Annotated in this window: 18 protein-coding genes, 1 rRNA gene and 1 riboswitch; of the genes, 10 read left to right on the plus strand and 9 right to left on the minus strand. The window is 39.2% G+C overall.

All coding sequences use genetic code 11. From position 1 onward, the window contains the following. Window positions 1–6 precede the first annotated feature (6 nt). Window positions 7–121, plus strand: a 5S ribosomal RNA gene (rrf, locus tag ESZ39_RS11960). Between the two features lie 266 nt (window positions 122–387). On the opposite strand, the gene ESZ39_RS18255 is transcribed toward rrf, so the two are convergent. The 6 genes from ESZ39_RS18255 to thiC all read right to left on the minus strand — a co-directional run bounded on the left by ESZ39_RS18255 (window position 388) and on the right by thiC (window position 6,646). Next, the gene (locus ESZ39_RS18255; protein WP_262984493.1) at window positions 388–522 is read right to left on the minus strand and encodes a hypothetical protein; all 135 of its coding nucleotides are present in this window, start codon (window positions 520–522) and stop codon (window positions 388–390) included. Window positions 523–762: 240 nt separating this feature from the next. Then, a complete protein-coding gene (gene thiE, locus ESZ39_RS11965; RefSeq protein WP_146880133.1) occupies window positions 763–2,400 on the minus strand; it encodes a thiamine phosphate synthase in 1,638 nt (545 codons plus the stop codon). Further along, window positions 2,400–3,203, minus strand: a complete 804-nt coding sequence (locus tag ESZ39_RS11970) for a thiazole synthase (RefSeq protein ID WP_146880134.1) — start codon at window positions 3,201–3,203, stop codon at window positions 2,400–2,402. Before ESZ39_RS11970 ends, thiE begins: the two co-directional genes overlap by 1 nt. A 3-nt stretch (window positions 3,204–3,206) precedes the next feature. Next, the gene (gene thiS / locus ESZ39_RS11975) at window positions 3,207–3,425 is read right to left on the minus strand and encodes a sulfur carrier protein ThiS (protein ID WP_146880135.1); all 219 of its coding nucleotides are present in this window, start codon (window positions 3,423–3,425) and stop codon (window positions 3,207–3,209) included. Between the two features lie 68 nt (window positions 3,426–3,493). Beyond that, a complete protein-coding gene (gene thiO, locus ESZ39_RS11980) occupies window positions 3,494–4,669 on the minus strand; it encodes a glycine oxidase ThiO (RefSeq protein ID WP_146880136.1) in 1,176 nt (391 codons plus the stop codon). 18 nt (window positions 4,670–4,687) lie between these two features. After that, complete coding sequence (gene thiC, locus ESZ39_RS11985; protein WP_146880137.1) at window positions 4,688–6,646, minus strand: phosphomethylpyrimidine synthase ThiC; 1,959 nt, start codon at window positions 6,644–6,646, stop codon at window positions 4,688–4,690. A 94-nt stretch (window positions 6,647–6,740) separates the two neighbouring features. Further along, window positions 6,741–6,839, minus strand: a riboswitch (TPP riboswitch). A 450-nt stretch (window positions 6,840–7,289) separates the two neighbouring features. On the opposite strand from thiC, the gene ESZ39_RS11990 reads away from it, so the two are divergent. From ESZ39_RS11990 to ESZ39_RS12000, 3 genes are all read left to right on the plus strand, one after another. Next, entirely contained in the window at window positions 7,290–8,183 is an 894-nt protein-coding gene (locus ESZ39_RS11990) for a mechanosensitive ion channel family protein (protein WP_146880138.1), read from the plus strand. A gap of 28 nt (window positions 8,184–8,211) precedes the next feature. Further along, entirely contained in the window at window positions 8,212–8,922 is a 711-nt protein-coding gene (locus tag ESZ39_RS11995) for a pseudouridine synthase (protein ID WP_146880139.1), read from the plus strand. Between the two features lie 106 nt (window positions 8,923–9,028). Then, the gene (locus ESZ39_RS12000; protein WP_411266879.1) at window positions 9,029–9,502 is read left to right on the plus strand and encodes an FKBP-type peptidyl-prolyl cis-trans isomerase; all 474 of its coding nucleotides are present in this window, start codon (window positions 9,029–9,031) and stop codon (window positions 9,500–9,502) included. 436 nt (window positions 9,503–9,938) lie between these two features. On the opposite strand, the gene ESZ39_RS12005 is transcribed toward ESZ39_RS12000, so the two are convergent. The 3 genes from ESZ39_RS12005 to ESZ39_RS12015 all read right to left on the minus strand — a co-directional run bounded on the left by ESZ39_RS12005 (window position 9,939) and on the right by ESZ39_RS12015 (window position 13,528). Then, window positions 9,939–11,312 (minus strand): sigma 54-interacting transcriptional regulator, encoded by a 1,374-nt coding sequence (locus ESZ39_RS12005; protein ID WP_146880140.1) that lies wholly within the window; start codon window positions 11,310–11,312, stop codon window positions 9,939–9,941. Window positions 11,313–11,420: 108 nt separating this feature from the next. Then, window positions 11,421–12,020, minus strand: coding sequence for a hypothetical protein (locus tag ESZ39_RS12010; protein ID WP_146880141.1), 600 nt, complete (start codon window positions 12,018–12,020; stop codon window positions 11,421–11,423). Further along, window positions 12,020–13,528, minus strand: coding sequence for an ATP-binding protein (locus ESZ39_RS12015; RefSeq protein WP_146880142.1), 1,509 nt, complete (start codon window positions 13,526–13,528; stop codon window positions 12,020–12,022). The genes ESZ39_RS12010 and ESZ39_RS12015 overlap by 1 nt, the downstream gene beginning before the upstream one ends. Before the next feature lie 353 nt (window positions 13,529–13,881). Here ESZ39_RS12015 and ESZ39_RS12020 point away from each other — a divergent pair, with 353 nt between their 5' ends. The 6 genes from ESZ39_RS12020 to ESZ39_RS12035 all read left to right on the plus strand — a co-directional run bounded on the left by ESZ39_RS12020 (window position 13,882) and on the right by ESZ39_RS12035 (window position 15,950). Then, window positions 13,882–14,184 carry a hypothetical protein gene (locus ESZ39_RS12020; RefSeq protein WP_146880143.1) on the plus strand — a complete coding sequence of 101 codons (303 nt, stop codon included), beginning with the start codon at window positions 13,882–13,884 and terminating at the stop codon, window positions 14,182–14,184. 103 nt (window positions 14,185–14,287) lie between these two features. Beyond that, window positions 14,288–14,638: a hypothetical protein gene (locus ESZ39_RS12025; protein ID WP_146880144.1), complete on the plus strand. Its 351-nt coding sequence runs from the start codon at window positions 14,288–14,290 to the stop codon at window positions 14,636–14,638. Between the two features lie 57 nt (window positions 14,639–14,695). Then, the gene (locus tag ESZ39_RS18260) at window positions 14,696–14,830 is read left to right on the plus strand and encodes a hypothetical protein (RefSeq protein WP_262984494.1); all 135 of its coding nucleotides are present in this window, start codon (window positions 14,696–14,698) and stop codon (window positions 14,828–14,830) included. A gap of 148 nt (window positions 14,831–14,978) precedes the next feature. Further along, complete coding sequence (locus ESZ39_RS17790) at window positions 14,979–15,152, plus strand: hypothetical protein (protein ID WP_191321775.1); 174 nt, start codon at window positions 14,979–14,981, stop codon at window positions 15,150–15,152. 154 nt (window positions 15,153–15,306) lie between these two features. After that, on the plus strand, window positions 15,307–15,627 hold the full coding sequence (locus ESZ39_RS12030) for a fumarylacetoacetate hydrolase family protein (protein WP_411266880.1): 321 nt from the start codon (window positions 15,307–15,309) through the stop codon (window positions 15,625–15,627). 92 nt (window positions 15,628–15,719) lie between these two features. Next, on the plus strand, window positions 15,720–15,950 hold the full coding sequence (locus ESZ39_RS12035; RefSeq protein WP_146880146.1) for a glutaredoxin family protein: 231 nt from the start codon (window positions 15,720–15,722) through the stop codon (window positions 15,948–15,950). The last annotated feature ends 268 nt before the right edge of the window (window positions 15,951–16,218 follow it).

The raw sequence follows: 16,218 nt of genomic DNA on the forward strand, positions 1-16,218 counted from the left end.
TTTTTGTCTAGCGACAATAGCGACATGGCCCCACCTGATCCCATTCCGAACTCAGCAGTGAAACGTGTTAGCGCCGATGGTAGTGTGGGAGTTCCCATGTGAGAGTAGGACATTGCTAGGCTTCTATTTAGGTCGTTCCTTGCCATCCATGGCAGCTCGACATTAGTGCATCCATGCACGTCAAAAACCCGTAGCTAACGCTACGGGTTTTTTGCTTTATGGCGCTTGAGAAATAAAGGTTGAGCATAGTGGAGCTACATTCTTCCATTCTAAGATAAGCAGTTAAACGTGTTAGCGTCGGTGGTAAAAAGCGTGTGGATGTGCTTCTCTTTATGTAAAACCGCTCTTGAGCATCCTGCTCCCAAGGCATTAGTGCATCCATGCACGTCAGAAACCGGTAGCTAACGCTACGGGTTTTTTGCTTTCTGGCGTTTGAACATTGATTGTTGTCATGCCAAATGCCAAATGCCAAATGCCAAATGCTTTATAGCTTTTTGCTGGAAAAATTTCAGTATACATCACGGCATTAACGCATCCCTGTACTTCCTTTTAGCCTAGTTTTTGTTTTTTACCATTCATAGTCATTAATTTTCTGATTATTTCTACTGGTTAAAACAACCCAGTACTGCGTTATTTAATAATTATACCAATCGAGTTATTAAAATAAATGTCTTATATTTGGTCGTTTTTTCTGCTTATAAAGTAGATGACTTAATTAGTCAAATTAGTATTATTAAAATATATTTGGTTATTTTCCTGTAATTAAAGTAGTAGCGCTTGCATGGTTTGAGTGGCGACAACGGGTTGTTCAGCTTTGGTAATTGCCGTAACTACGGCCACCGCACTAACGCCTGTACGCCATACCTGCCCAATACGTTGTTGGTTAATACCGCCAATGGCGACAACAGGAATAGTATCGGCTAGTGCTAATATCTGCGATAAGGTTGCTAGCCCTTGAATTTGCCCAGTCATATCTTTGGTTTTAGTGGCGAATATAGCGCCAATGGCAAGGTAAGAGGGCCGTAGTTGTTTGGCTAATAAAAATTCGTAACAACCATGAGTACTGATGCCTAAACGTAAACCTGATTCAGCAATAGCATTCAAATCAGCACTGTTAAGATCTTCTTGGCCGATATGGACACCGTATGCGCCGTATTTAATGGCCAACTGCCAATGATCATTAATAAATAACCGGCAATTATAATGACGGGCCATTGCCACTGCTTTTTTTATCAGTAAGGCTAATTTGGCCGTATTTTTACTTTTAATACGTAGCTGAATAACATTTAAATTCAGTGGTAACAAGCATTTAAGCCATGCTAAAGAGTCAATCACGGGATATAGCCCAAGTTTCTCTGAGTCAGCTAGCCCAAGGAGTGGGAAGTTAGGTAATAAGATATATTGCTGATTAACTGGGCTAATAATGGTTGGAAAATAATTGAGCTTGGTTGGCCATGAACCCTGCTGAAATGCGCCATAATAATTTTCATTTTTATCGTTACTCACTTCACTATGATGACCATCACAATTGTTTTCACTTTCATTGTCGTTAATCGTATTAGGTATTTTAGCGGTTAATGATAAACCTTGGTTAATAAAGGCTTTAGTCAAGGTGAAAGCATCACGCAATAAATAACCATGAGCTAAAAAACTGGCTAAGGCACTAGCAAAGCTGCAGCCACCGCCATGGCTATAGCTTGTGCTAATTTTTGGCGACTGTAAGTTTAAGAACATTCTTGGCTTTATGTTTTGTAAACATACATCAATACAATGAGTTTCAGCGACGCTGTTTTTTACAGTAGCGTTGCTTCCTTCACTGTCAGTATGACCGCCTTTAATGATCACAGCCTTACAGCCTAATTGCAGAATGTTTTCAGCTAGAGCTTCAGTTTTAGCCGTGCTTGTCGATCTTAACAAGTTTAATTGTTTTGCTTCTATCAGGTTGGGTGTGATGACATCAATCAGTGGCATCAATGGCGTTAGTGCGGGAGCTGTTAATGTTGATAAACCACCGCCAACACTGGCTTGACCAACCGGATCATAAACCACCAGCAAACTGGGTAATTGTTGCTTTAATACCAACAGCATTGCTACTAACCAATTAACTTGTTCACTATTAGCAATAAGGCCTATTTTTATCACGGTGGGTGGTTTGTCAAAACGCAATGCTTGCGCTTGCTCGGCTAAAATTTGCACATCAATAGCATTAATCGCAATAAGCTCTGCTGAGTTTTGTACTGTATTAGCGGTGATCAAGTGACAAACTTCAACATTGAGACTATGACCCGTTTTAATATCGGCGGCAATACCAGCACCACCCGAGCAGTCAGCACCCGAAATGGTCCAAATAATCGGTTTGTTTGTCAATTTGCTAGCAAGCAATGAAGGTTTAAATGTCATTAAGTATGCTCTGGGTGATGCCAAAAAGGGCTGTCTAATGTTGGCGTGCTAGCGTGAGCAGTTTGGCGCTCGGGCATAGTGCCGGCAATATAAGCAGATTCTCCAGCTGATATTGCTGTTGCGAAGGCTTTGGCCATCAAGGGTGGGTTATCAGCAAGGGCAATAGCGCTGTTAAGTAACACACCGTCAAAACCCATTTCCATAGCAATACAGGCATCTGAAGGTTTACCAATACCGGCATCGAGTATCAGTGTTGTGTCAGGTAGTCGTTGACGAATACTCGCCAAGTTATAAGGATTCATTAAGCCCTTACCGGTACCAATGGGTGATGCCCAAGGCATGATCACTTGACAGCCCAACTCGTATAAACGTTGGCAAATAACTAAGTCGTCAGTGCAATAGGGTAAAACTTTAAAGCCTTCTGCTAGCAGTTGTTCGGTGGCAATTAGCAGCTCGATTGGATCAGGCTGTAAATTGTAATCATCGCCGATAACTTCAAGCTTTATCCAATCTGTTTGGAATAGTTCACGACTCATTTTTGCTAAGGATATGGCTTCTTTAGCATTTTTACATCCGGCGGTATTTGGTAGCAAAAAACCTTGGTTTTGCTTAACGGTAGCTTGAATATAGCGCCAAATTTTTGCACCTGACTGGGCCAATGGATTTTGCCGTTTTAGTGATAAGGTCACCACTTGTGAGCCACTAGCTAAAATGGCTTGCTTCATTACTGCTGGCGACGAGTAAAGTGCAGAGCCAATGAGCAAGCGACTATTTAATACTTGACCATAAATACTTAACGACATGCGTTACCCTCCAACAATAGGAAACAGCAGATCAATACTGTCGTTATCACTAACGTGAGTAATGGGGTAATCTGCTCGGCCGACAAAATCACCATTAAGTGCCAAAGCAAAGCTTTGTTGTTGCTGACTTAACGATAATGTTTTGGTCAATACCTTATCGATGCTGCTTGGCACTGAAGCGTTAGGAAGTTCAAAGGCGTTACCATTAATATATATTTTCATTTTTTATCTCAATTTTTAGCTCAATTCTTATCTAACTATCGCTTTAACAACTATTACACTGGTTTTAATCAGCTAACTGGGTCTGAAAGACTAATAGGCAGCCAATGAGTGTATTGATAATGTTTGACAGACTTTTGCTGTTGTTGCATTAAGTTACCAATATGCTCTAACACTTGGGCAAGCACGATAGGGGCAATTAAAAAGCCGTGACGGTATAAGCCATTGACTTGAATCAAAGCGTTATGCGAAATAATCTTTGGTTGATTGTCACTAAATGCTGGGCGAAGTTGGCTGACATGTTGGCGGATGTTGGCTTCAGCAAAACCGGGATGAACACTATAAGCTGCGCTAAGTAATTCCATTGATGAACGTACAGTCATCGCGGCGGTATCATCACTTTCAATTTCAGTTGCTCCAACGACATAATGGCCTTGCTCTTTTGGCGCAATGTAAAGCTGATAGCGTGGATGCATCAGCCTGACTGGCCTAGAAATGTTAACGTCAGGAGCAAATAGTTGAAAAAGTTCGCCGCGAACAGCACGTAAATCATCAAGCTCAGCATTGTTTTTATTGTTTGTCTTAATCGCCGACTTTGCGCCAATACCGCGACAATCAATACCAAGATCAAACGATTGTGATTGGCTATCACTGTTATAACCACGAGTTTGAAAACTAATCTTACAGCCGGTATTAAAACTATTGCTTTTAATGCCAATAACTTCAGACTCACTGTGCCACTCAACACCTTCATCACTTAATTGTTGATGTAAAGCAAGTAGTAGCTTTCGATTACCAATTTGACCTTCTTCTGGCAAATATAATGCTTGCGAAAATTTACCGGCAAGTTCTGGCTCAAGAGCCGAAAGCTGCTGTCGATTGAGCTGTTGTCGTGCATGGTTTGGATAATTGTTGGCTAAAAATCGTGTCAACTTGTGGTAGTCAGCGATGTCATGCTCATGACTTACTACTAGCGAACCTGCTTGTTGAAAAAAGCTATAGCCAGACAGCGTATTCAGCAATTTTGGCCACAGGGGTAACGCGGCAAAACCCATAGCAACAATGTTGGCTGGGCTGTGCATCGCTTCGCCAAGCGGTGTTAATAAACCAGCGGCAGCATAAGCGGCACTGTGCTGGCCATTTTTTTGGTCTTTATCAAATAGCGTTACCTGATAGCCTTGTCTATTTAACGACAAAGCTAACAAGCGACCCATAAGGCCGGCGCCAATAATAGCGATGGTTGGCATAATTAAACGACTCGGCTGCTAATTGCTTACTGGCTTGGCAACAGGGTGATATAGCTCACTGCCGCTGGCCTTAAACTCAGCTGATTTTTCAGCCATTCCTTGGCTTGAAACACTGATGGTCTCATCAAGTAGTTTAATTTCAATAGGCTGTTCGTTGTCGGCCGCATCGCTTAAGCCAGCAGCATAATCTCGAACTTCTTGTGATATTTTCATTGAACAAAATTTAGGGCCGCACATAGAACAAAAATGTGCGACTTTGCCTGATTCTTGTGGCAAAGATTCATCATGGTAAGCGCGGGCTTTTTCAGGATCTAAGCCAATATTGAATTGATCATACCAACGAAATTCAAAACGGGCTTTTGACATAGCATTATCACGAATTTGCGCACCTGGATGACCCTTTGCTAAGTCACCAGCATGCGCGGCGATTTTATAGGTCATCAAACCTTCTTTAACATCTTCTTTATTAGGTAAGCCTAAATGTTCTTTTGGGGTAACGTAACAAAGCATGGCACAACCATACCAGCCAATATTAGCGGCACCAATACCAGAGGTGATGTGATCATAACCGGGCGCAATATCGGTGGTTAGTGGCCCTAAGGTATAAAAAGGTGCTTCGCCACAATGCTTGAGTTGTTCAGCCATATTTTGCTCGATCATATGCATGGGCACATGGCCTGGACCTTCGACAATGGTTTGTACGTCATGCTGCCATGCTATTTTTGTTAGCTCGCCCAAAGTACGTAATTCAGCAAACTGTGCTTCATCGTTAGCATCGGCAATCGAGCCAGGACGTAAACCATCGCCTAGAGAAAATGAAACGTCATAGGCTTTTAAAATTTGACAAATATCTTCAAAGTGAGTGTAAAGAAAGTTCTCTTGATGATGGGCTAAACACCATTTCGCCATAATAGAACCACCACGAGAAACAATACCGGTAACACGTTTGGCGGTCATCGGCACATAGCGAAGTAATACGCCAGCATGAATAGTAAAGTAATCAACACCTTGCTCTGCTTGTTCAATTAATGTGTCGCGAAATATTTCCCAAGTCAGGTTTTCAGCAATACCGTTAACTTTTTCTAAAGCTTGATAAATAGGTACGGTGCCAATGGGTACAGGAGAATTACGAATAATCCATTCTCGGGTTTCGTGAATATAACGACCCGTTGATAAATCCATTACGGTGTCGGCCCCCCATTTGGTTGACCAAACCAGCTTTTCTACTTCTTCTTCAATAGAAGAGCTTACCGCGGAATTACCGATATTAGCGTTTACTTTGATCAAAAAGTTTCGACCGATGATCATAGGCTCAACTTCGGGGTGGTTAATATTGACCGGAATAATTGCTCGGCCTCTAGCCACTTCATCGCGGACAAACGCAGGAGTAATTTGTTCAGGAATGCTGGCACCAAATGATTGTCCTTGATGTTGCTGCAGTAGTATTTCGTTTTTAACTTCTTGGCGTTTCATATTTTCACGAATGGCAATATATTCCATTTCAGGTGTAATAATGCCTTGGCGAGCATAATGCATTTGGGTAACGTTTTGACCTTTTTTGGCTCTACGTACTTTGGGTAAATGCTCAAAGCGAATATGATCAAGGCCTTCATCTGCTATGCGTTGTTGGCTGTAGATAGATGTTTTTTCTTGGAGAAACTCGACATCGTTACGCGAGTCAATCCAGCTGTCACGTAAGCGGGGAATACCTTTATGGACATCAATAACCACTGAGTCATCGGTATAAAAGCCAGAAGTATCGTAGACACACAAAGGCTGATTTTTTTCATAGCTAGGCTGGTCTTTTTTGCCATTAATTAAAGTATCAGACAAGGTTATTTCACGCATGCCAACACGAATGTCGTGTATTTTACCCGTGACGTAAACTTTATTAGAATTTGGAAAGGATTGATCAGCAACGTTGTTTAAAAATTGGCTTGCTTGGTTTCGACGCTTGCGTCTTGAAATTGAACTCATGTTCTCTCACCTGTTTTTATAAATAAAAGTTAGGCGGAGCTTTATGGGGTAGTAACGAGGAGCAGGTTAGCTAGCAAAAACGTACGTGCGCTGTTGAAACTGCTCACTTGTTCCCTTCGCAGATGTTAATCTAATCAGGTTCTACGGATCCCGCTTTCGCGATCTCAGCCCTTTGGCACTCCGACAAGTCAATAATGTTTAAGTTTTTAAGTGTGCTTAAACATTATTTATTCTAGCGTGAACTTTTAATAACAATCAAGCCTTATATTATTTGAATCTAAGTTTCTTACTATTTGCTGTATTTATTTAATGTGTTGATGACACTATTTTTCACAAACGATTTCTTGATAATTAAATTAAAACAAATGCTTAGAGTGTTTTTGTTAACTATTGAAATTATGGCTTTTATGGGCACTGATTGATTTTAAAAGATTATTTTATTTTGATTACCAATTAGTCCTGGGCTTATTTTTGATAAGCTATATGACAGTTTAGCGGGGGAGTACTAACTTAAGTGATAAGGTTAGCAAAAGTCAGCACAAGGTTTAACTTTACTCATTAATTCCTAATAATAATGCAAATGTAGCGGTAAATTGTCGTAATATAGACAAACTGAGTAACGTACACTATATGGAATTAATTTATGGCTGAATCTAGCAGCTCAAGCGCCACAGCGCAGATAAGTAAAACCTTAGGCCCCACCAACTTACTTAAAGATGAAATTGACCAAGTGGGTCGTATTTACAATATCATTGTTGAGTTTTTCACCAATTACAGTTTTCAATTAATTGGCGCGTTTATCATCTTCATTATTGGCTATATGTTTGCCGGTAAAATAGCCACTGTTGTACTGAAATTATGTGAGCGACATAAGCTTGATGTCACCCTGAGCCGCTTTTTAGCGAACACCAGTAAAATGTTAATTGTAGTGATGATAACCATCATTTCTTTAGGGAAATTAGGCATTAGTGTTACGCCATTTATTGCCGCTATAGGTGCGATTTCATTAGGTGCTGGTTTAGCTCTGCAAGGCTTGTTGGCTAATTATGCTGCTGGCTTCAACATTATTATTATTCGTCCCTTTGTGGTGGGTGATACGATTACGGTGCGTGGCGTTACTGGGCTTGTTAAAGAAGTATTATTGGCTTACACGATTTTGTCAGACGAAGACAATGTTGAAATTACTATTCCAAATAAACATATCGTTGGTGAAATATTACATAATTCAAGCCATGACTCGTTGTTAGAGTTAAGTGTTGGTATTGATTATAGCGAAAACCCGTTAGCGGTGATGGCGTTGCTAGAAGAGGTGATTGGGCAGTTAGATATTGTCAGTAAAGCCCGTAAGCCGTTAATTGGTATTGATGCTTTTGCTGATAGCGCTATTAATATTGCGGTACGTTTGTGGACCCCAACCGAAAATTTATACAGTGCTAAATATAAAGCAAATAAAGAGATTTATTTAGCGCTAGATAAAGCTAATATTAAAATTCCATTCCCGCAACGCGATGTTCATTTTATTAAGGATGTGGTTTGATTTTTATGCTGTTTATTGTGGCTTTATTATGGCGTTAAATAAGGCTAGGTTGGATCGATTTTTGGCACAATATTGTCAGGTTAATCGCAAAGATGTACGACTGATGTTGGCGCAAAATAGAGTATTGGTCAATGGCGTAGTCGCCCATGACATTGATGAAATTATTGATACCTTTAGCCAGATAACATTAGATAGCAAGGTGATCCAAGCAAACTTTGCCTATTATATTATGCTAAATAAACCTGTTGGCGTGGTCAGTGCAACCCGCGATACAAAGCATAAAACGGTTATTGATTTGCTTGAATATCCGTTTAAAAGTGAGCTGCATATTGTTGGCCGACTCGATCTTAATACTTCTGGTTTGGTGTTAATGACCAATGATAGTCGTTGGTCTGAGCGCTTAACTTTGCCTGAGAAAAAAGTCACTAAACGTTATATAGCGACCTTGCAAAATAAGCTTACTGTCGAATATATAGCAGCTTTTGCCAAAGGTATGTATTTCGCTTTTGAGGATATTACCACTCAGCCGGCAAAATTAACTATTCTTTCTGACTATCAAGCACAAGTTGAACTTTTTGAAGGACGTTATCATCAAATTAAGCGCATGTTTGGTCGTTTTCGTAACCCCGTAATGGCTTTACACCGATGTTCTATTGGCAATTTGCAACTTGATCAGCAATTAGCTGTTGGGCTGAGCAGAAAGCTAACTGCGTTTGAGGTTAATAACATTAATCAATAATAGGCTCTTTAACGTGTAAATATTAAGGTGTAAAATCACTATAACAATCATAACAATCATAACAAACGATACAAAAAACCATAAAAAATAACAATAAGGAATAAGAATGATCAAGTATATTATGCTAGTCATTGTGCTGGGCTTAGTCATTAGCTTCTTCGTGCGCAATAATACTAACAATGAAGTTGCAAAAGTTAATGCTGTGCTAGCGGCAGAGTTTTTAGAAAATAATAAACAAGTCACCGGTGTAATTGAAACAGCTTCTGGCTTGCAGTATCAGGTATTAACCCCAGGGCAGGGTGATGTTCATCCAATGGCAAGCACAAAAGTAAAAGTGCATTATCATGGCACCTTACTTGATGGCACAGTTTTCGACAGTTCAGTTGAACGAAATGACCCGATTAGTTTTGGCTTAAGTCAAGTGATTAAGGGCTGGACAGAAGGTTTACAGCTAATGGTAGTGGGTGAGAAAACCCGTTTATTTATACCGGCAGAGCTGGGTTATGGTAATAGTGCGGCAGGTAAAATTCCGCCTGGATCATTATTGATTTTCGATGTTGAATTACTGGCAATTGAGTAGATCACTTAGCTAACTCACTATTCACTGGCCTATTTCGTGTGAAAATATAAAGTCTTAACCGCGGACTAAGACTACTATCAACTCGAAATAGGCTAGCCGCTATCCTCCTACTTTAGCGGTTTATTACCTTTATTTAATGGCGTAAATACTAAGCTAACACCACCGTGCTTTATTTCGCCTTTTTATTAGTTATACCAATCCCATTAAGTTATTGCTCACTTGTACTAGTTAAAATAGCTCAAGGCTGTGTTGCTCTCACTCCCAATAGCCAGCTATTGCTCAATCTAGCGCCTTACCTTGAGTTATTTTTCCTGCGCACAACAAGATCACAAACTTAATGGAACTGGTATTACTTGTAAGTATTATGTGATATCAAGCGCCATCTATACCCATTCCACTTCAAAGTATCAGGCTCTGTATTGTGCCGTGGCTATTTCTACTCTTCCCTAAAGGCCTCTGCCGAGAGGTGGTGGCGATTAAGCAACTTGTAAAATTCGGTGCGATTTCTTTGCGCTATTTTTGCGGCTTGTGACACATTCCCGGCAGTAATCTTTAACAGTTTGGCGAGATAATCACGTTCAAACTTATCTCTGGCTTGGACAAATGACGGTAAAACAGTGGCTTTATCACGCAGTGCATTCTTTACTAACATTTCGCTGATTAACGGCTCAGTAGACAGTGCGAGTGTTTGCTCAACAACATTTTGTAACTGTCTGATATTGCCTGGCCAAGTTGCGCTAATCAACACTTCCATGGCTTCTTGCGAAAAACCAGTAATACTGATATGTGATTGGTCTGCAGACTTACTTAAAAAATATTGCGCAAGTAATGGGATATCTTCTCGACGTTCAGACAAGGGTGGTAATTCTAATTCAACGACATTGAGACGGTAATACAAGTCTTCACGAAATGTTTTGTCAATAATAGCTTGTTGTAAATTTTTATGTGTGGCTGAAATAATCCTAACATCAACTTTAATTGCTTGTGTACTACCAACAGGGCGTATTTCTCTTTCTTGCAAGGTACGCAGCAGTTTTACCTGAAAACTCATTGGCATATCACCAATTTCATCTAAAAAGAGTGTCCCGCCATCTGTTGCTTGAAATAAGCCAATATGATTTTTTTCTGCGCCGGTAAATGCGCCTTTACTATGACCAAATAATTCAGACTCTAGCAGCTGCTCAGGAATCGCCGCACAGTTAATAGCGGTAAATGTTTGCTGGTGTCGAGGGCTTGCCAAATGAATTGCCTTTGCCAACAGCTCTTTACCTGTACCACTTTGGCTTTGAATAAGTAAACTAAAATCACTTCTTGCCACTTGCTTACTTTGTTGTAAAAGCGCTTCCATAATGGTGCTACGACTAATAATTTTGTCGCGCCATTGGTTATCAGCCTGATTATGGTTTAACTCAGCAGGTTGTAGGCGAATGGCTTGTTGTACTATTTCCAGTAATTCTTTACTTTCAAAAGGTTTAGTGAGAAAACTAAAAACGCCTTGTTTAGTGGCATTAATCGCGTCGGGAATAGTGCCATGGGCAGTCATGATAATCACCGGAATATGAGGATGCTTGGCTCTTATTTGCTCAAATAATGCCATGCCGTCCATGCCTTCCATTTTAAGATCGCTGATCACTAACTGTGGATGAAAACTCTCCAATCGGCCTAGGGCTATTTTGGCATTTTTTGCCGATTCAACTTGATAACCTGCTGCAGTCAAACGGATAGCAAGTAGTCGCAGTAAGCTAGGATCGTCATCAACGATTAGAATTTTATTGTCCGCTGCAACGGCAGCTGGATTAAGATTGGTCATGGGATATTCTCGGTACTTATCTATAGCTAAAATAGAGGCTTAAAAATAGTACTTAAATTGATATTGTTCGCTAGTGTACTTAAGCGTACTAGCGTCTTTAACTAGCAATTATTGGTCTCTTTTATCAATAGCTTGTTCAATATTTTTTAGTTGTTTAATGGTTTGTTCTAATATTTTCACTTGTTCGATTAAATTCTGCTGCTGTTTTAATGCAAGCTGCTGCTGCTTAATTTCGCGCTGTTGCTGTTCTTGTTGGCGCTTTTTTTCTTGGGCTAACAAACGATTTCTCATCAGTAAACGTTGATTTAATTGATCGCCCAATAAGGAAATAAAAGCTTGTTCACTAGGGCTAATATTAGCAAGTGCGGCATTATCACCTTTACTATTCAATTTATTCAACAATACTTTCGCGTCGAAAACATTGTAAATAGGTGACTTGGGCAGACTGTAAAGTAGTAGTAGTTTAATTTGCGCGTCATAGTCAATTTCACTATTTTTTTTCGCCTGACTTTCAACGCTTTTTTGCTGTTTATTAACCTCTTCTGTTAGTTGTTGTTGGTTAAGTTGTTTTAATGTTAAGTAGTACTCACCATAGCTTGTACTTTTGCTGTTGCTGGTACTATCGTGTTTTGTGAGCAGCTGACAACCGGTTAATAATAAAGCTATGCTTAACAGTAGAGCGGATGAAAGCTGCTGTAAACTGGCCATTAGACAGGCTCCTCTTGGCGAAAAGCGCGTGGCAAGGTGATTTTTATTTTAGTTCCCTGTTGCTCACTTTGCTCATTCAAAAGTTCAATATTACCATTGAGGCGTAGTATAAGTTCTTTGACTATGGTGAGACCTAGACCACTGCCTTTGATTAAGCTTTTTTCAGGTGGCGGACCTTGATAAAAAGCATCGAATATTTTTTCTTGATTTTCCTGAGCTATTCCCATGCCTTGATCAATAATAAGGAGTTGTAGGTGCTCGTTTACTAGTGACGATGAAATCTTGATGACGCCTTCATCGGGAGAGTATTTTATCGCGTTGGACAATATATTGTCGATAATAACCGCGAGATGTTTACGGTTACCGTAAAGAGAAATATTACTCAAATTATTATTAAGTGTAAGCTTTTTTCGTTTTATATCTAACTTTCGTTCTGCTATTACTTGATATACAACATCATTGACTTGCATCAACTCAGAATCTTGTAAACTTGTAGAGTCGAGTACAATATTAAAATTGAGTAAGTCTTCAATATGCTTTTGTAAGCGAAATACGCTGTCTTTGATGATGTGAGATATTTCTTGTTGCTCGGCATTTAGCTCACCAACGCTATTATCGTATAGCAGTTCAGTACCCTCTCTAATAGCCGCTAGCGGTGTTTTTAACTCGTGTGATATATGGCGAATAAAGCTCGATTTTTGTAATTCTAATGCTTGTAAACGTGTACGCATGCTTTCTAAAGCTAGTGCAATTTCTTGAATTTCCGGCGATCCTATTACTTTAATCTCATGATTAAAATGCCCTTGTTGTAATCGAAAAATAATCTGTGTGAGTGCTTTAAGTGGGCTAGTGATTAAGAAGATAAATATAGCCGCAACAAGTATGCTGATAGGAATAATAACTAAACTCTGGATCATAATATCGCGAACAGCTTGTGCGGCCTGTTGAATATCTGTGATACGCAAGGTACTAAGTTCACCGCTTCGCTGAGTAATTTGCTCATAAGTCGCATTTAGACTACTAAACTTGACCTGTATTGGCTTGATAATTGTGCTGTCAGTAGGTGATTTTTGTTCAGCTTCTGGCATAGTCTGTTCGATTAGTGCCATAACAGTTTGAGCATATTCAGTTATCAATAGCTGTAATTCTTGGTCTTGACTAGCGACAATTAATTGTTCAGTTAAGTGTAATATTTGCTTGCACTGCTCATTATAACTGTTCGCTAAAGCTGGATCCCGCAGTACTAAATATTGTGCAGCACTGCGTTCCAGTTTGATTTGACTACTTTTCAGTAATTGTTGCTGATCCAATATTTTTGTTATGCCGGTAATAGCACTAGCGCTTTTTTTCGCAAGCGTATTGACTTGTGAGGCACCAAAAATTAAAGCAATGACCAGTGGTAAAGCGACTAAACCAAAACCTAACAAGGTTAATGATTTTATTGATAAGCTTTTTATCGACAAACTTCTTTTATGCGCTTTACTGGCGAGTGTGGTTGAATTACTCACAATGCGTGCTAGGGCCTTTTTTTGTTAATAGTATATACGTAGTGTTAGTTAAAAATACAAAAAAAACAATAGTGTCTCAATATTGAGACAATCGTGTAGACAGCCTTTTATTTTATTAAGTTATTGTTTTATAAGTATATTATTTTTATTAGCTAATGTCAGCGCTCACTTATAATTTAAGAGATGGGTAAACTGTTGCTAATTGGAGACATTAACTTAGAGGCGACTTACTTTAAAGCACTATAAATCAAAGGTTTATATCTTGGCATGAGATGTGCTTAGTATCCACTGTAAGTGGCACGAGCCATGGTTGGCATATTCTTTGATGTGCTATTAATTAGAAGGATTCAGATATGAATAATATTAGCTTAAAAAAATTGTCTATCACTGTTGTTGTTGCATCAATAGCATCAAATTTTGCTTTTGCTAACAATCACGTCATTAAAGCAACACCTAAAGTGGCAGAGCCTACATCCTCTTTTTCTCAATTAGTTGTAGATTATGATGTCGATAAAAGTAATAGCTTAAATGCAACAGAATTAGCTGAAAATGAGATATTAACAAAAGTTTTTGTGCAGCTTGATATCAATGGCGATACAGAAATTAATGAAGAAGAATTTAACCAATACCTCGCTAAGATGAAAAAACATTTATGATCAAAAAACAATTTTTGTCTGTTAACAACTTATTCTCTCGACTGTCAGTGTCTTTTTCAAGCAAACAGTTGCTCACTTTTACTGACTTTAAGGACCTCTCCACATGAAAGATCAGTCTTCTCAAGATAGCTTGTCCCGTTATGTTAAAATTGATAAATGGATTTTTGAAGTAAAATCAGTACGCGCAATACGTGTTGAAGATTTTGGTAAACCTTACACCGCTGTCGCTAACATTGCCTTAAATGGAGACAGCGCATATATTGATGGTCTGCTAACTCGTGAAGATGATGACTTTACACGTGAAGACTACCAAACCTTTGGGAAAATGAGTCAGCAATTAGGACTTGAAACCATAAATTTTGACCGTTTTAAGCAACAAAGAAAATTTTCGGATACGGTTAAAGTGCCACCAATAAATTGTGTTAAACCCGAGCTAAAGTTAGTTATAGTATAGTTATTAGCACTGATTGCGTTTTGGCACAGTGCGTTAACATATTTGAAAGGCTGTCTAATGAATTCGGTTAAAGTCGATAATGGTTATACTACACCATCTAAAATTATCTGTGTTGGTAGAAATTATGCTCAACATATCAGCGAACTAGGTAATGAAGTTCCTGATAATATGGTGTTATACCAATCCCATTAAGTTATTGCTCACTTGTACTAGTTAAAATAGCTCAAGGCTGTGTTGCTCTCAATCCCAATAGCCAGCTATTGCTCAATCGAGCGCCTTACCTCGAGTTATTTTTCCTGCGCACAACAAGATCACAAACTTAATGGAACTGGTATTATTTATGAAACCCAATGCCGCTATTGGTGAGCAACTCTGCTCTCACCATCAAGAAACTTTACATTATGAAGCTGAGCTTTGTTCTTTGTATCAACAAGATAAATTTTATGCCGTTGCTATAGGTTTAGATTTGACTAATACCAATCCCATTAAGTTATTGCTCACTTGTACTAGTTAAAATAGCTCAATGCTGTGTTGCTCTCACTCCCGATAGCCAGCTATTGCTCAATCGAGCGCCTTACCTTGAATTATTTTTCCTTCGCACAACAAGATCACAAACTTAATGGAACTGGTATAAAAGAGCACTGCAAGCTCAGTTAAAAGCTAAAGGCCTGCCATGGGAGCGTGCTAAAGCGTTTACAGGTTTGGCGCTATTTAGCAATTTTGTGACAATAGATGCTATTGATGAATGCCTAGCGCTAGCGCTTTTTATCAATGGTCAATGCCGCCAATCTGGTTCAATAGCGATGATGTTACATTCACCGCAAGCCATATTGGATGAGATTCACTCTTTTATTACGCTAGAAGATGGCGATATTGTTATGACAGGCACACCGGCCGGTGTGGGCCAAATTGTCTCGGGTGATATTTTTGAAGGGCGAGTATTGAATCAAGATAAGGTATTAGTGACTAAACAATGGCAAGCAACTTAGCTTTAACTCAATAGATTATATCTCACCATAACGGGTATTTTATCCCCGTTATATGCGATAATTAAATAAAATTAACTGTTTAAAATCCCCTTATGCAACGTATCACGCTTTATACCATGAGTAATTGCCCACATTGCCAGACAGCAAAACGCTACCTCGAAGAAAAAAATATTGCTTTTCGTTTATGTAATGTAAAGACCCCAGCAGGCCAGAAAGAGTTTGCTAAATTAAACTTACGCGGCGTACCAGTATTGAAAATCGGCAATCAAGTCCTTAAAGGTTTTAACGTTAAAAGCTTTAATCAACTTTATCAAAGTGACTAATACCAAACTAATACCGAAGCAATACCGAAGTAATAACAAAGTGGCTTTATCATCGGTAAATTATTTACAAAAAGCGGCGTCAGGCATAATCTTAAAAAATAACCTTGTTAGTTATTTTCATCGTGATTGATGATGCTAAAAATATAAATGCTCATTCTAGCTACCCTATTGGCGATGAAATCATCTGCAAAGATGAAAAAGTGCTTCGAGAGGTTTTTCGCTAAGATGACATCTTGGCTAGCATTGTGGTGAAGAATTTTTGTGTATG

This window comes from Colwellia sp. C1TZA3 (assembly GCF_007954265.1).
Classification (GTDB): Bacteria; Pseudomonadota; Gammaproteobacteria; order Enterobacterales; family Alteromonadaceae; genus Cognaticolwellia.

Excerpts from the sequence above, each read along its gene's own strand:
- thiE (WP_146880133.1), bottom strand. The coding sequence starts at position 2,400 with ATGACATTTAAACCTTCATTGCTTGCTAGCAAATTGACAAACAAACCG.
- ESZ39_RS11970 (WP_146880134.1), bottom strand. The coding sequence starts at position 3,203 with ATGTCGTTAAGTATTTATGGTCAAGTATTAAATAGTCGCTTGCTCATT.
- thiS (WP_146880135.1), bottom strand. The coding sequence starts at position 3,425 with ATGAAAATATATATTAATGGTAACGCCTTTGAACTTCCTAACGCTTCA.
- thiO (WP_146880136.1), bottom strand. The coding sequence starts at position 4,669 with ATGCCAACCATCGCTATTATTGGCGCCGGCCTTATGGGTCGCTTGTTA.
- thiC (WP_146880137.1), bottom strand. The coding sequence starts at position 6,646 with ATGAGTTCAATTTCAAGACGCAAGCGTCGAAACCAAGCAAGCCAATTT.
- ESZ39_RS11990 (WP_146880138.1), top strand. The coding sequence starts at position 7,290 with ATGGCTGAATCTAGCAGCTCAAGCGCCACAGCGCAGATAAGTAAAACC.
- ESZ39_RS11995 (WP_146880139.1), top strand. The coding sequence starts at position 8,212 with ATGGCGTTAAATAAGGCTAGGTTGGATCGATTTTTGGCACAATATTGT.
- ESZ39_RS12000 (WP_411266879.1), top strand. The coding sequence starts at position 9,029 with ATGATCAAGTATATTATGCTAGTCATTGTGCTGGGCTTAGTCATTAGC.
- ESZ39_RS12005 (WP_146880140.1), bottom strand. The coding sequence starts at position 11,312 with ATGACCAATCTTAATCCAGCTGCCGTTGCAGCGGACAATAAAATTCTA.
- ESZ39_RS12010 (WP_146880141.1), bottom strand. The coding sequence starts at position 12,020 with ATGGCCAGTTTACAGCAGCTTTCATCCGCTCTACTGTTAAGCATAGCT.
- ESZ39_RS12020 (WP_146880143.1), top strand. The coding sequence starts at position 13,882 with ATGAATAATATTAGCTTAAAAAAATTGTCTATCACTGTTGTTGTTGCA.
- ESZ39_RS12025 (WP_146880144.1), top strand. The coding sequence starts at position 14,288 with ATGAAAGATCAGTCTTCTCAAGATAGCTTGTCCCGTTATGTTAAAATT.
- ESZ39_RS18260 (WP_262984494.1), top strand. The coding sequence starts at position 14,696 with ATGAATTCGGTTAAAGTCGATAATGGTTATACTACACCATCTAAAATT.
- ESZ39_RS17790 (WP_191321775.1), top strand. The coding sequence starts at position 14,979 with ATGAAACCCAATGCCGCTATTGGTGAGCAACTCTGCTCTCACCATCAA.
- ESZ39_RS12035 (WP_146880146.1), top strand. The coding sequence starts at position 15,720 with ATGCAACGTATCACGCTTTATACCATGAGTAATTGCCCACATTGCCAG.